This window comes from Brakhagea slesvicensis (assembly GCF_052161625.1).
GTDB lineage: Bacteria > Planctomycetota > Planctomycetia > Pirellulales > Pirellulaceae > JBKCUI01.
The window spans coordinates 5,295,706-5,310,829 of record NZ_CP197412.1 but is presented as its reverse complement, the minus strand read 5'-3'; the positions used below and the strand labels follow the sequence as shown (position 1 = coordinate 5,310,829).

General features: G+C 54.2%; 11 protein-coding genes. 4 read left to right on the top strand and 7 right to left on the bottom strand.

The genetic code is table 11. The features are described 5' to 3' along the window. The first annotated feature begins 4 nt into the window (after positions 1-4). Positions 5-1,453, top strand: a complete 1,449-nt coding sequence (locus SH467x_RS20240) for a DUF1501 domain-containing protein (protein WP_482368900.1) — start codon at positions 5-7, stop codon at positions 1,451-1,453. A 40-nt stretch (positions 1,454-1,493) separates the two neighbouring features. Here the strand turns inward: SH467x_RS20240 and SH467x_RS20235 are convergent, their stop codons facing one another. From SH467x_RS20235 to SH467x_RS20210, 6 genes are all read right to left on the bottom strand, one after another. After that, positions 1,494-3,092: a protein adenylyltransferase SelO gene (locus SH467x_RS20235; protein ID WP_482368899.1), complete on the bottom strand. Its 1,599-nt coding sequence runs from the start codon at positions 3,090-3,092 to the stop codon at positions 1,494-1,496. Further along, positions 3,089-3,457, bottom strand: coding sequence for a DMT family protein (locus tag SH467x_RS20230; RefSeq protein WP_482368898.1), 369 nt, complete (start codon positions 3,455-3,457; stop codon positions 3,089-3,091). The genes SH467x_RS20235 and SH467x_RS20230 overlap by 4 nt, the downstream gene beginning before the upstream one ends. Positions 3,458-3,521: 64 nt before the next feature. Beyond that, complete coding sequence (locus tag SH467x_RS20225) at positions 3,522-4,901, bottom strand: outer membrane protein assembly factor BamB family protein (protein ID WP_482368897.1); 1,380 nt, start codon at positions 4,899-4,901, stop codon at positions 3,522-3,524. An 81-nt stretch (positions 4,902-4,982) separates the two neighbouring features. After that, positions 4,983-6,278: a class I SAM-dependent rRNA methyltransferase gene (locus SH467x_RS20220; protein WP_482368896.1), complete on the bottom strand. Its 1,296-nt coding sequence runs from the start codon at positions 6,276-6,278 to the stop codon at positions 4,983-4,985. Positions 6,279-6,347: 69 nt separating this feature from the next. Further along, positions 6,348-7,319: an alpha/beta hydrolase gene (locus tag SH467x_RS20215; RefSeq protein ID WP_482368895.1), complete on the bottom strand. Its 972-nt coding sequence runs from the start codon at positions 7,317-7,319 to the stop codon at positions 6,348-6,350. A gap of 141 nt (positions 7,320-7,460) precedes the next feature. Beyond that, the gene (locus SH467x_RS20210) at positions 7,461-8,885 is read right to left on the bottom strand and encodes a class II fumarate hydratase (protein WP_482368894.1); all 1,425 of its coding nucleotides are present in this window, start codon (positions 8,883-8,885) and stop codon (positions 7,461-7,463) included. A 260-nt stretch (positions 8,886-9,145) separates the two neighbouring features. Between SH467x_RS20210 and tkt the strand changes: the two genes are divergently transcribed. Next, positions 9,146-11,200 carry a transketolase gene (tkt, locus tag SH467x_RS20205; RefSeq protein WP_482368893.1) on the top strand — a complete coding sequence of 685 codons (2,055 nt, stop codon included), beginning with the start codon at positions 9,146-9,148 and terminating at the stop codon, positions 11,198-11,200. A 144-nt stretch (positions 11,201-11,344) separates the two neighbouring features. Here the strand turns inward: tkt and SH467x_RS20200 are convergent, their stop codons facing one another. Beyond that, positions 11,345-12,901 (bottom strand): UxaA family hydrolase, encoded by a 1,557-nt coding sequence (locus SH467x_RS20200; protein WP_482368892.1) that lies wholly within the window; start codon positions 12,899-12,901, stop codon positions 11,345-11,347. A gap of 171 nt (positions 12,902-13,072) precedes the next feature. On the opposite strand from SH467x_RS20200, the gene SH467x_RS20195 reads away from it, so the two are divergent. Then, positions 13,073-13,660 (top strand): DJ-1/PfpI family protein, encoded by a 588-nt coding sequence (locus SH467x_RS20195; RefSeq protein ID WP_482368891.1) that lies wholly within the window; start codon positions 13,073-13,075, stop codon positions 13,658-13,660. Between the two features lie 2 nt (positions 13,661-13,662). Then, positions 13,663-15,120 (top strand): RecQ family ATP-dependent DNA helicase, encoded by a 1,458-nt coding sequence (locus SH467x_RS20190; RefSeq protein WP_482368890.1) that lies wholly within the window; start codon positions 13,663-13,665, stop codon positions 15,118-15,120. Positions 15,121-15,124: the final 4 nt, after the last annotated feature.

Below are 15,124 nucleotides of genomic sequence, written 5' to 3'. Positions count from 1 at the left end.
GGACATGGAATCATTACCGATAGGTTCGAGAAGGCTCTGGCTTAAGCACTCAGGGATGGGAATCGGTGCGATCGCCTTGCAATGGATGTTGGCATCTCAAGGAGGTCAAGGCGCGCCTCCTATCGTCAAAGCCAAGCCGCACAATGACGTGAAACCGAGACAACCCCACTTCGAGCCGAAAGCGAAAGCGATGATTTCGCTTTTTCAGCACGGCGGTCCATCCCACATGGATTTAACGGACCCAAAGCCCGAATTAACCAAATACAGTGGGACCGATTACACGGGAGACATCCACTTCTCATTTGTGAACCAAGCGAGCAAGAAGTTGTTGGGAAGTCCATTTTCCTTCCAGCCTCGCGGTGAGTGTGGAATGGAGTTGTCGGAGTTGCTCCCACATACATCGGAAATCGTCGATGACATTTGCCTGATTCGGAGCATGCACACCGGAGCGAATGGTCACGAGGTTTCGATCCGATATTTTCACGGGGGTATCCCAGGTATTCTGGGGAGACCGACATTGGGTTCTTGGCTAACCTATGCGATTGGAAGCGAGTCGCAGGATTTGCCCGCGTACATGGTTTTGTCCGATCCGGGTGGTCATCCCGTCGACGGGGTGACGAATTGGTCGAATGGCTTCATGCCCGCGATGTTCCAAGGATCGGTGCTTCGGCCAAAAGAGCCTCGTATATTCAATTTACAACCGCCTCCCCATTTGGCAGGGCAAGTGCAGCGACAAAACCTCGATCTGCTACAAGAATTAAATCGTATGCATTTGGAAACCCACCCCGGGGAATCTGATTTGGAGTCTCGCATTGCAAGCTACGAGTTAGCGGCCAAGATGCAGATCGCCGCGTCCGATGCGCTCGATATCTCCAAGGAGACCGAAGCGACGTTGAAACTATACGGGATCGATGAACCAGCCACACGAGAGTATGGAACGCGTTGCTTATTGGCACGAAGACTAGTGGAACGTGGGGTTCGATTTGTGCAATTGTTTCACGCCAACCAGCCTTGGGACAACCACGACAATCTGAAAACAGGACTCACCTCCATTTGCAAGAAGACCGACAAACCTGTCGCAGGGTTGATCCAAGACCTCAAGCAACGCGGGCTGCTCGATTCCACGCTCGTACATTGGGGAGGAGAGATCGGCCGCTTGCCCGTTACCCAAGATCATGGCTCACCGGAGAAGGCGGGGCGCGATCACAATGGACAAGGGTTCAGCATCTGGATGGCGGGTGGCGGGATCCAAGGCGGAAAGGTCTACGGCAAAACGGATGAGTTTGGTCACAAAGCGGTTGAAAACATCGTGACCCCCAACGATTTCCAAGCGACGGTCATGCATTTGTTCGGGTTGAAGTGGGAAGAGGTAACGTATCCCTACAACAATCAAATGCAGATCATTACTGCAAAACGCCCTGCCAAAGTGGTGAGCGATATCCTCCGTGCGTAAACGGGTACCAGCGTGCAGCGAGCCTCCGGATCCGATCCTTTTACGAGCTGCACGAAAGAGTGGAGCAACCCGGTTTATGCCGCGCCCATTCTGGTCGCTTCACATAAAAATTCGCTTCTTGGCTAGGTTGTTCCTCATAAGGGTTTTGGAGCAGATCCATCAGTTCGTGCAGCGCCACCAAATCCCCATCTTCGGCTCGATCGATTGCCTGTTGCGCAAGAAAATTCCGGAGAACATACTTTGGATTGACACGGTTCATGGACTCCGACCTGCCGCGATAATCGGTCGTTCCCGCTTGAACGGCGTGCCGAAACTGGAGTGCCCAGTCCCACAATGGTCTTAACCCCGGCACGTTGGGTTGGATCGTGTCATAAAACGCAGGTCCGACGTATTCGCAAAAGTCTTGAATCAGCGATGCGTCCGAGGAGCCACTACCGGTGTACCAAGCCTCGGGGAGTCGGGCCAATTGTCGGTAGAAGATCGTCATGTCGATCTCCGTCAATCGCCAACAGTTTTCCAAAGACTCTACGATTGCTCTCCCGACGGTTCCTCCCCCTTCGGGCAGTCCCAGCTTCGCCATTTGCATCGAGAGATAGGAGTTAGCAAGCTCGGAGACGAAGGAATCCAATCCTCGCTGCAAAGGCTCCGTTTGATCAAACAGGGGGAACAACGCATTGGCCAGTTGGACGAGGTTCCACTGGGCAATCTGCGGTTGGTTTCCAAATGCGTACCGATGCATTTCAAAATCGGTTGTGTTGGGGGTCCAATCCGAGTCGAAGGCATCGACCCAACCATAAGGTCCGTAATCGATCGTCAGGCCTAAGATCGACATGTTGTCGGTGTTCATCACTCCGTGAACGAATCCGACACGCATCCAATCGCAAACCATTGCGGCCGTTCGAATGCACACTTCGCGAAACCAAGCCTCATAGGTTTCCAGCGATGGTGGCCCCAATTCGGGAAAATGGTTGGCGATGGTAAAATCAGCCAGTGCTCGCAAGTTGTCGGTGTCTTGCCTCGCTGCAAAGATTTCAAAGTTTCCGAAACGAATAAAACTGGGAGCAACTCTGCAAACGATTGCGCCCGGTTCGTGCTTCGCGTTTCCATCGTAGAACATATCGCGCAAAACGGTTTCTCCGGTCCCAACCAAACTCAGAGCACGCGTGGTCGGGACTCCAAGGGCATGCATGGCCTCGCTGCACAAATACTCGCGAAGTGAGGATCGAAGAACGGCGCGGCCATCTGCGAATCGTGAATAGGGGGTGGGGCCGGAACCTTTCAATTGCCAAGTCCATGATTTACCGCTGGGATCGATCCATTCTCCCAAATTGATGGCTCGACCGTCTCCAAGCTGCCCGGCCCAATTCCCGAATTGATGGCCCCCATAGCACATCGCGTAAGGCTTCATCCCTTCGACCAAACGATTCCCTGCGAGAACGCCTACTCCCTCGGCACTCTCGAGCCACTTGGAATCCACTCCGATTTCATTTGCGAAAAATCGTGAGTAGGCTAGTAGCGAAGGCTCACGCACCGGGGTCGGTGCCACGAGCGAGTACATGGCTTTCCATACCAAATGGGGGCGAGGATCGTTGGAGGTATCCCCTGGCAACGAGTCAACGAAGCGAGATTCAAATTTCATTGTGGAGTTTCAGAAATGGGTTGGAAGCCGCTTCGAAATACGAAGTAGACGGCGCCGCACATGCACAATGCTGCCCAGAGATAATCCCACTTGAGCCCTTGTTTCATGTAGACATAGACAAAGGGGACAAAGACGCAAAGGGTGATGACCTCCTGCAGAATCTTTAGCTGACCGAGGGACAGATGCCCATAACCGATTCGATTTGCGGGGACTTGAATAAGGTACTCAAAGAAGGCGATTCCCCAACTGACGAGGACGGCGACAAACCACGGCTTCTCGGCGAGGTCTTTCAAATGGCCGTACCAAGCCATGAGCATGAAAAAATTCGAAACCACCAATAACAATATCGTCCAGACGATCGCCATCACACACTCCCTCGTTGCAATGAAAGGTTCGAATCCTTCGGTCTGACAGTACTTCGTCAAGGATTCATTCGCGGAATCCGTAGATAGCATTTCGAGTGCGAATTAGCAAGGTATCGCCGACCGCAGCGGGAGAGGCAAGGCAACCGGCGGGAAGGACATTCTCAGCCAAAACTTCTCCTTCAGGCGTGACAACATGCCCCTTGCCTTGCTCGTCCAAGCAATAGATTTTTCCGTCAGCGAAAATCGGAGAACTACTGAAGTCACCGCCGAGGCGTTTTTGCCAAACGGTTTCCCCGGTCGCTTTATGGATAGCGGATAGGACTCCGCGATCCTCGAGCGTGATCACTTGATCGCCGATCAGAAGAGGAGACGGCTTGGCTCCAATGGATTTGGATGCTTGCCATAGCACTCCTTTTTCGGTCAAGTCACCGGTACCATCGGGGCGAATCGCAAGCAATTTCCCTTTGCTAAATCCGGTGCTGGTATAGATGATATTTCCGTCATACAGGGGACGCAACGAAGCCGAATGTTCTTCGTAGCGCACTTTCCAAAGCTCTTTCCCTGAGCGGGGATCGTATGCAATCACCGCTTTGGCCGCTGGACTGATCAATTGCAGCGAGGTGCTATCGCCGTTCTTCACTTGAACTACATGCGGCGTTCCATACGCCTTTTTGTAGTCCCCATTGTCGGTCCCATAGTCAATATCGCGATCGGTCTTCCAAAGCGTCGCACCGGTCGCACGATCGAGTGCGACAATGTATTGAACGTCGAATCCATCCATATGGAAGATCAGCGAGTTCTCGAAAAGGATCGGCGAGGAACCCGCACCGCGATAGTGATTGCAGGGAAGATCGCGTCGTTCCCAAACGGTATTGCCCGATGTCTTATCCAAACAGGCTGTACCGTATGCTCCAAAACTGACAAAGATGTGTTGACCATCGACGACCGGTGTCGGGGATGCGTACGAATTGAAAACATGAAAGTCCTTTTGCACTTCCGGATTCGAAAACAGGGGGCGTTCCCAAAGCACTTTTCCTGTCGCCAGTTCCAAGCAATGCACCGACATGGAAAGTCCGTCGTCCGTTGCGTTGGTCAGCCAAAGTTTGTCACCCCAGACGACGGGTGACGACCACGCCTTGCCCGTCAGTGCGTGTTTCCAAGCAAGATTCTTATCCTCGCTCCATTGAGTGGGAGGCTTCGCATCCGTCAGGGCATGGCCATCGCCACGCGGGCCGCGGTATTGCGGCCAAAAGGAACTCCCTGCGTTTGCAACTTCCTGTTGCGACCAAGCCCATTCGACTGAGTAGGCAGAGTCGGACGCTTGCCCATAACAGAGCGTTACCCCGAAGCTCGCCACGGCGCACGATAGAGCTGGAACGGCTAGGATTCGCTTCGAAGCAAAATAGAGACGTCCGATGGCCAAGGTCATGTCGAGTAAACGCATTGCAACGTGCCAGGGTGGGAAGGGGGGAGGGGAGAGCACTTTCCCTAGTATAGTTCAATGGATGGGGTGCGGGATATGCGGCTAGAGCACCCTGGCCCAAATGCTTTTGAGATAGCCCGTCTCCGGACAATGTGCAACGACAGGATGGTCGGGCGCCGCACCGGTGGAATGGAGGATTTGAAGAGTACGGGGCGGGTGAGGCTTTCCTTCCGCGTCAAAGCCGGTCGCTTTCGCAGCGGAACGGACAATACCATGAAAGGATTCCGTATCCAACAATCCTGCGCAGGAACAGGTCAACAGCATCCCACCTGGTTTCACCAATTGCATGGCGAGCTTGTTCAGATCGAAATGCTTTTTGCTTCCCTCTTCGAGCTCGGCGCGGGACCGAATTAGCTTGGGAGGATCGAGCACCACCACATCGTATTGTCGGCCGATGCGGAGCATGTCTCGCATGAAGGCAAAAGCGTCGGATTGGACGAAACGGATGCGCGTTTGATTGATATCGGCGTTCTTCTTGGCCATCGCCAAGGGCTCATCATCCAGGTCGACGCCCGTCACATCGGACGCTTCCCCTGCTTTTGCTGCTTGAACGGAAAATCCTCCTGTGTAGCAGCAAAGATCGAGAACCGACTTCCCTTTTGAGAAGTGCGCTAATTGTTTGCGGTTATCTCGCTGATCGCAGAAGAATCCTGTTTTATGACCGGTGCCGAAATGGATGCGATACTTCACCCCATTTTCTTGGACGGTGACGGTGGCTGGCAATCCCTCCGATTTTCGGGATGGGATCGACAATCCCTCTTGGCTAAGGAATTGCGGGCACTCTTGGATCAACCAATGCTTGGTCCCCAGTCGCTTTTGCAATCGATCCAAGATCGGCTCACAGCGATACGCCATTCCCAGGCTAAAGAGCTCTGCACTGAGGCAATCGCCGTAGCGATCGACGACCAGGCCGGGAACGCCATCGGCCTCACCGTGCATGACTCGATAGGCATCGGTGGTCTCATCGAGTCGGAGAACATCGCGGCGAAGTGACACGGCTTGGTCGGCAATCCGATCCCAAAACGGTTCATCGGGCCATTCACCCCACCACGACATCAAACGAACGGCGACTTCCGAGCGAGGGTTGTAGATCCCGTAGGCAAAAAGGCTTGGCTCGGATTCCGAGCGAGTCCCGCCTGTCCGCCTGCCCTCGGCATCGCGATCTGGGTAATCCGAATTCACCGAATACACGGCCACCCATTGGCCAGCGATTGGATTTCCCTCGGTTTGTAGGATTCGTTTTCGGTAAATGTTCGGGTGAAGCATCGGCCGATTGACGAAGACCGCGGGCATCGCAGCGTTTCGGTTAGGGATCAACGCTTTGAGGGAATCATCCATAAGATCGGTTGTTTTCGTCGCTGACAATATTGGAGAGTCGAAGTGTGTAGGGGCAGAGGGGATGGTTGACTATTCTTTCGCTTCTAAGGTCGCTGGTTTGCGACCCGAACTCGCGGGAATGTTAAGCTCGATGATTCCGCGAGAGGCGAGCCAGCGTTGGAGCGCGTTGGACCAATCTCCCGTTGCAGGAATCGCTTTCCCCAGCCCGACACCGTGCCGCCCCTTTTCGTAGATATGGAGTTCTCCAGGTACGCCGGCCTTTACCATCGCCGAGTAAAACTCGAGAGAGTTCTCTGGAGGCACGGCAGTGTCTTCCATCGTGTGGAACAGAAATGTCGGAGGGGTGTCCTTTGTCACGCGGTCCGCGTTCTGAAGCGATGCCAGTAGTTCCGGATCCGGGGATTTGCCGAGCAAGTTGTTCTCGCTCCCCTTGTGCGATTTAGGTTTCCCAAAAAGGATGACCGGATAGCAGAGGACGCCAAAGTCGGGGCGGCTGGACTGCTTGAGGATTGGATCTGTCGAGTTTGCATCCCCGAGATCGAACTGTGTCAACACGGTCGAAACGAGGTGTCCACCTGCCGAGAATCCCATAATGCCGACCCGATTCGGATCGATATTCCACTCCTTGGCCATCGCTCGGGTCAATCGAACGGCTCGCATTGCGTCTTGCATGGGCGCCGGGTGCCCGTAGCCTTTGTTGCGGTGTCGATAATCGCAAATGATGGCAGCCATGCCGAGATCATTGGCCCAAGCAGCGATCTCGTGCCCCTCATGTCCCATGGCGAGATTCCCATAACCGCCTCCGGGGCATACCACCAAGGCTGCGGTTGGACTCCCGCTCTCTGGCAACCGTACCATCGCCATGGGGATGTCTTTGGGTTCACTTCCCAACGCCCCCGGCGCTCCATCCTTCCAAAGAGGCAAGTCGATGGAACGAGGCTCCGTAGCACTTGCGCATGTCGAACCGAACAAGGCAATGCACCCAACAAACAATGGCTTGCACCAAAGTGAAAACAAGGAACGCGTGGTTAGCAGTCGCATGACGGAAGCTCCGTGGACTCGCTCTTTGGCTGGTAGCCAGGGAGCGATTGGGAAAGGAATGGAATGGACGCGATTTTACTTACTCATCCGCGTCCCTGCGTACCCGCTCGTGGACGCCTGAGCCTGATGCCGCACACTCGGTTAGGCTTGGGGTTCTGTCATGGTGAACGGATCGAGCGCCTCATCGAGAGTCTCTTTGGGGAGCACGTTTTGTTCTAAGCAAAGTTCGCGGATGGTTTTGCCGGATGCGAATGCCTCTTTGGTGAGCTTGGCTGCCTTTTCGTATCCGATATGGGGGTTCAAGCTCGTTACCATGGAAAGGCTTTGTTCGACACTCGCCTCGCAAGCCTCTGGGTTGGCTTCAAGTCCGTCCATACAGAACTCGATGAAGGCACCGACACCATTGGTGAGCAACATAATACTCTCCAGCATCGTTTGCCCCATGACCGGCATCATAATATTGAGCTGGAAATTGCCTCCCGATGCGCCGCACAGTGTCATGGTCGTGTCATTTCCCATGACTCGGGCGGTGAGTTGCATCATGCTTTCGCACATGACCGGGTTCACTTTCCCTGGCATGATCGAAGAGCCAGGTTGGCGATCTGGCAAGATGACTTCGTAGAACCCGCAGCGGGGGCCCGATCCGAGCCATCGGATGTTGTTAGACAGATTAAAAAGGGTCATTGCGATCGCTTTGATTTGACCGTGCGATTCGACCAACCCGTCGCGCTGCGCATTGGCTTCAAAGTGATCAACTGCTTCGACGAACGGGATACCGGTTTGGTTGGCGAGGGCTTTCGCAACGCGCGCACCGAATTCGGGGTGCGTGTTGATCCCACTCCCCACAGCGGTGCCTCCGACCGGTAATTCCAAGACCCCCTTGATGGCTTGTTTGGCGCGCTCCATCGAAAGCTCGATTTGGCGAGCAAAGCCTCCAAACTCTTGCCCCAATCGAAGCGGCGTTGCGTCCATCAAGTGGGTGCGTCCGATCTTGATGACCCGATCCCATTTGCGGGCCTTCTCTCGAAGCGATTCATGAAATCGCTTCAGCATAGGAATCAACTTGGTCTCAATCTCCACCGCGGTAGCAACGTGAATCGCGGTTGGAAAGGTGTCGTTGGTGCTTTGCCCCATATTGACATGATCGTTGGGGTGAATCGGTTTTGATTTCGAAAAGCGATCCCCTCCCAGCATCTCGATGGCTCGATTCGAGATGACCTCGTTGACGTTCATATTGCTCGACGTACCGGAGCCGGTTTGGAAAACATCGATCGGGAATTCGCCATCCATCTTCCCGTCGATGACCTCTTGGCAAGCGGCTTTCATCGCGGCGATTTGCTCTTCTGTCAATCGCGTTTTTCCGGTGCCGGTCAGCTTTCCCAAGTCGTGGTTCGCAATCGCGCAAGCCAATTTCACTCTTCCCATGGCCCGGATCAGAGGGACCGGAAGCTGCCAGCCTGAAATCGGGAAATTCTCGACGGCACGCTGAGTTTGAGCGCTGTAGTAAGCATTGGCGGGGACTTGGACCTCGCCCATGGAGTCCACTTCGATTCGATAATCAGACATGTTCGGTTATTGAAGGGTTTGCGTAACGATTCCTGCGTACCGGCGAGATTCTATCAGAGATGCCCCGTCCCGCGAGCCGAGAATCTCCCCCTTCCATCCGCTTCCAACGCCTGTTTCCATCCCTTTAGGACTCATTGCCTAACCTCTTCGCAGGCGTTATTCTTCCGGTCTTAGAAAGTGGTCTCCGGAGACGGATTTTCCCGGGGTTTTAACGATGAACGCCACTTCTTTGATTAACTCAACTAATCCGCAGGCCATTCATGAACGCACCCGTTACCAGCCCAACCCAAGTCGCGATCGACACCATTCGAACCCTTAGCATGGATGGCGTGCAAGCTGCGAATAGCGGGCACCCTGGTACACCGATGGCATTGGCTCCTGTCGCGTTTCAAATTTGGACCGACGCGATGCGATACGATCCGGCCCAGCCTCTCTGGCCGAACCGCGATCGATTTGTTCTTTCCTGTGGCCATGCGTCCATGCTTCTCTATTCGATGATTCATCTCTCGGGCATTCGCAATGTCGACGCTCACGGGAAAGTGACTGCCGAACCCGCTCTCACTCTCGACAACCTCAAGAATTTCCGACAGTTGCACAGTCCCTGCGCGGGTCACCCGGAATTCGGATATGCAACTGGGATCGAAACCACCACCGGACCCCTTGGGCAGGGAGTTGGGAATTCTGTCGGAATGGCGATCGCGTCCAAGTTTCTCGGAGCGACCTACAACAAGCCCGGGTACGATCTCTTTGACTACGATGTGTACGCGCTCTGCGGCGACGGCGATTTGATGGAAGGTGTCGCGTGCGAGGCCGCTTCTCTCGCAGGGCATTTGAAGCTATCGAACCTTTGCTGGATCTACGATGACAATGGGATCACGATCGAAGGGCACACAGACCTCGCATATAGTGAGAACGTCGCGCTCAAGTACCAAGGGCTTGGCTGGAACACCATCGAAGTCGCTGACGCCAACGACTTGTCCGCCCTTCAGGCTGCATTCGCGAACTTCAAAGCGACTCAGGACCGCCCTACCTTGATCATCGTGAAGTCGGTGATCGGATTCGGATCCCCGAACAAAGCCAACACGCATGGCGCTCACGGTGCCCCACTCGGCGATGACGAGATCAAGCTAACGAAGAAGGCATATGGATGGCCCGAGGATGAGAAGTTCTTCGTGCCCGAAGTCACTCGCAAAGTTTTTGCTGATACCATTGGAAAGAATGGCGCCGCCTCCTCAGCCGCTTGGATGGCGAATTTTGCCGAATACAAAGCCAAGTTTCCGAAGGAAGCAGCAGACGTCCAAGCCATCATCGATCGCAAGCTTCCCGCCGGCTGGGATGCTGGACTGAAGGAGTTCGCCGCCGATGCAAAAGGATTGGCGACACGAGTGAGCAGCGGCAAGGTTCTTAACATGCTCGCACCCAACCTTCCCTGCCTCTTCGGTGGTTCCGCCGACTTGGCCCCCTCCACCATGACCAACTTGGACGGCTTCGGGAGCTTTGGGTCGGGTAACTATGCGGGTCGCAATATGCACTTTGGTATTCGCGAACACGGCATGGCAGCGGCCTTGAACGGGATGAGCCTTTCGGGTCTGCGAGCCTACGGCGCGACCTTCTTCGTGTTCACCGATTACATGCGACCATCGATGCGACTGAGCAGCATCATGCATCAGCCCGTTCTCTACGTGTTGACCCACGATTCCATTGGTCTAGGTGAAGACGGCCCAACCCACCAACCCGTCGAGCATTTGGCCGCATGCCGCGCTATCCCCGGGCTTTATGTATTCCGCCCTGGGGATGCCAACGAAGTGTTGTACTCATACAAAGCAGCCTTGAGCATCGACAATCACCCCACGGCGATGGTTCTTTCGAGGCAGAATGTTCCAACGTTAGACCGCACCAAGTTCGGGGCTGCCGAAGGAACGCTCCAGGGCGCCTATGTCTTAAGCGATTGCGATGGTGGAGCACAAGCATTGATTCTCGGAACGGGAACGGAGATCCCCATTTGCCTCAAGGCCCAGGAGTTGCTTGCAGCCAAGGGAATCAAGGCTCGCGTCATCAGCGTCCCGTGCATGGAGTTGTTCGACGAGCAAGACGATGCCTATAAAGCGACTGTTTTGCCTGGTTCGATCACCGCTCGCGTCGCCTGCGAAGCCGGCATTCGACTTGGTTGGGACAAATACATCGGTATCGATGGCAAGTTCGTTGGCATGAGCACCTTCGGGGCATCCGCACCAGCCAGCCAACTTTATGAGCACTTCAAGATCACTGCCGAGAACATCGTCAATCAAGTCGAGACGATGCTGGCCAAGAAGTAAGGCTGGCCAAGAAGTAAACCATCGCACGAATCTCGCTGGCTCGTCGTTCCATGCATGGGCGACCAGCGAAGCCAACTCTCTCAAAGATCCCTTAGATGGGTCGATTCTAAAGGATCCTGACGCATGGCGTTTTGCGAAAATAAATCAGAGAGTAGGCCCGATCGGCCAAGGGCAAAATTCATCGTCGCCGTATCCGAGCAATTCGCTCTTGGTCTTCTTTCCGCTGGCAGTCGCTAGGATTTCGTTGAACAATCGCTCCCCGGCATCCTGCAGGCTCTCGTCTTCTAGTACGGTTCCCATATTGAGATCCATATCATCAGGCATTCGTTGAAAGAGTGCGTTGTTCGTTGCGACTTTGATACTGGGAACAGGTTTGCATCCGAAGCAGCTGCCCCGACCGGTGGTGAAGACGACAACATTCGCGCCGCTCGCTACCATTCCGGTCACGCAGACAGGATCGAATCCAGGCGAGTCGACAATCACGAGCCCTTTGCGGTCGACAATCTCACCGTATTCGTACACATCTTGCAGCGCCGTGCTCCCCCCTTTGGCCGCGGCACCGAGGGACTTTTCGATGATGGTGGTAAGTCCTCCAGCCTTGTTACCGAGGGACGGGTTGTTATCGAATTCTTCTTGGTAGTGTTTCGTGTAGTCGATCCACCATTCCATCTTATTAAGTAGCTTGCGAGCAACCGCTTCGTTCGCAGCTCGCTTCGTAAAGAGCTGTTCAGCTCCATAGAGTTCGGTGGTTTCACCTAAGATCGAGGTACCACCGGCTGCAACCAAAAGATCGGATGCGATACCAAGAGCGGGATTGGCTGTGATACCCGAATAACCATCGGATCCTCCGCATTTCGTCGCCAGCACCAGCTCGCTAGTAGGTACGGTCGCGCGTCGATAGCTGTTCACGATGGGAAGGAGTTCGTTCACCAGCTCGACGCCCTTCGCGACCGTCTTCGCGGTCCCGCCGATATCCTGCATGGAGAGAATCGGAATGTCCATCGTCGCAGCGGATGATTGCCCAGGCATACGGAGGGAAACCAATTGCTGCGCCTTCATTAAATGCCCGAGTGTGTTCTGTTCGCACCCAAGGCCGATCAACAGGTAAGCCGCGATGTTCGGATGCTTGGCAATGCCTCCTAAAACACGGCTGAGCGTTCGATGCTTGATCCCCTCGTAAGCCAATCCGCAGCCGCTGTCGTGCTTGAATGCGACGACACCATCCACGTTGGGGTAACGACTCAGAATTTCGGGGGTGAAATGATTGGCGACATAACGTGAAACCGAAGCGGAGCAATTGACGGTGGAAATGATACCGATGTAGTTGCGAGTTCCAACTTTACCGCTGGGTCGCAAATACCCTTCGAACGTCCTGCCGAGAAGGGGCTGGGGTGGTTCGGGGGTCATCGATGCGAGTCCCTCATAGTCCATACGATGTTCGCATTTGAGATTGTGATCGTGGATATGTGTTCCTGGGGCGATAGGCTCGGTAGCAACACCGATCGGCCAACCGTACTTGAGAATGCTCGCGCCCGTTTGAATCGATTGGATCGCCATTTTATGGCCAGCGTCGATCGGCTGCTTCACCACGGTAACGTTCCCATGGCTCTCGATCGATTCACCAGACTGGAGAGAACGCAAAGCGACGATGCAGTTGTCGTGAGGATGGAGCTGTATCCAAGCCTTGGCGAGATTACCCATGGTGTTTTGGCTGCAGGGAGGGAATGATTGTGGAGTGAAGTTGAAAAGAGTAACCGATCGCAACCCGCGACAAAAGGTCGGAGTTCGAGGGCTAAACACTCCTTTAGGCAATGGGTTGGATTTGTTATCGTATTTCGATTCCGTGAAACGAGATTGAAGGAAAGCAGAGACATGGCCTCGAAAAAGATTCTATTCATCGTCGGTGACTTCGTCGAAGACTACGAAGTGATGGTTCCCTATCAGATGTTAGGGATGATTGGTCACCAGTGCGATGCAATTTGCCCGGATAAAAAAGCAGGCGATTTCGTCGCAACCGCGATTCATGATTTCGAAGGTCATCAAACGTATTCGGAAAAGCCGGGCCACCGCTTTCGACTAAACCGAGACTTCGATTCCGTGCAGCCGGAGACTTACGATGCGTTGGTGCTACCCGGGGGACGTGCACCGGAGTACTTGCGACTTCATGCTCGGGTACTGGAAATCGTTCGTCACTTTGCAGCAGCCAACAAACCGATCGCAGCCATCTGCCATGGACCGCAGATTTTAGCGGCGGCGGGTGTCTTGGATGGAAAGTCCTGTAGCTGCTATCCGGCTTGCCAATACGAAGTCGTCGCGTCGGGAGGAAAGTATATCGCACCTAGCGAAGGCTTCGATTCGGCTCACACCGATGGCAATTTGGTTACCGCTCCGGCTTGGCCAGCCCACCCAGCTTGGATCTCCCAATTTGCAAAGATTCTCGGTTCCAAGATCGAAGCGTAGGAATGGAAGAGGCTTATCAAGTCCTTCGCGATTCCTTTGGATATCATGCATTTCGAGGCTGCCAAGGTGAGGTGATCGCGCGAACGCTCGGTGGCGAGCATTCTCTTGTCCTCATGCCTACAGGTGGCGGGAAGTCTCTTTGCTTTCAGGTTCCCGCACTGGTACTGTCGAGTGCATCGAGAAAGATGGAGCATTCGCTCCCTCCTCTGACTCTCGTGATTTCCCCTTTGGTCGCTTTGATGAAGGATCAAGTCGACACGTTGGTACGCAAGGGAATCGACGCGGCGATGGTCAATTCGTTGCTCAGTCGCGAGCAACGCGAGGACCGATATCGAAGAATTCGAACGGGTGAATTCCAACTACTCTATGTCACTCCCGAGCGATTCCGGAAGCCGGACTTTCTTGATGTCTTGCGTTCCAGGCATATCGTTTTGATGGCGGTGGATGAAGCGCACTGTATTAGCGAATGGGGGCACGATTTTCGTCCTGACTATTCCCGCATGCGGGATATCCGTCGTGTGCTCGGCGATCCTACTACCATTGCGTTAACCGCCACAGCAACGCGCGAAGTCCAAGTCGATATCATTGAGCAGTTGGGATTGTCCGGAAGCGATCAGTCAAAATCGCACTGTAAAATCTTTCACGAGGGGATTGATCGTCCCAATCTCGAGCTGACGGTCGAAACGGTGTGGGGAATAGACGAGAAGCTCGATGCGATCGCGAAAACCGTCGAACGCTGGCCATTAGGTCCCGGGATCGTGTACTACACGCTCATTCGCTCCTTGGAAGAGATGAGTGAACGTCTGAGTAAGAGAGGGATTCCGCATATCCGTTATCACGGAGATTTGCCCAGACACCGCCGAAATGAAATCCAAAATCGATTCATGCGTGGAGATGCACCGCTCGTGCTGGCCACGAATGCTTTCGGGATGGGAATTGACAAAGAGGACATCCGATTCGTTTTGCACGCCGAGGTCCCGAGTTCTCTGGAATCCTACTACCAGGAGATCGGTCGAGCAGGGCGAGATGGCGAGCCTTCTCTGTGTACCCTTCTTTATTCGCAAGACGATTTGCTGACGCAGATGGAGTTCAACCAATGGAGCAATCCGAACGCCGACTTCTACCATCGGGTTTATGACTTTTTGAAATTCGATACAGACGAGGTACGCGCGTTTGGGATGGAATGGTTGCGAGAACGATTGTCCGATCGGCGCAAACAAGACCGACGGTTGGAAACCGCGCTCTCCATGCTGCAACGCTATGGCGTCATCGACGATGAGAACGATTTGTCCAACGTCTTCGTTCAGGCTCCTCTCCCAGAGACCTTAGCAAGTGATGCGGACCGTTCTGCGAAGCTTCAACGCGATCAGAAGAAGCTCTACGCATTGGTCGAATATGTTCAGTCGGAGGATCGTAAAGGATATTTACATCGCTACTTTGGGGTCGACTTACCCACATAAGCAC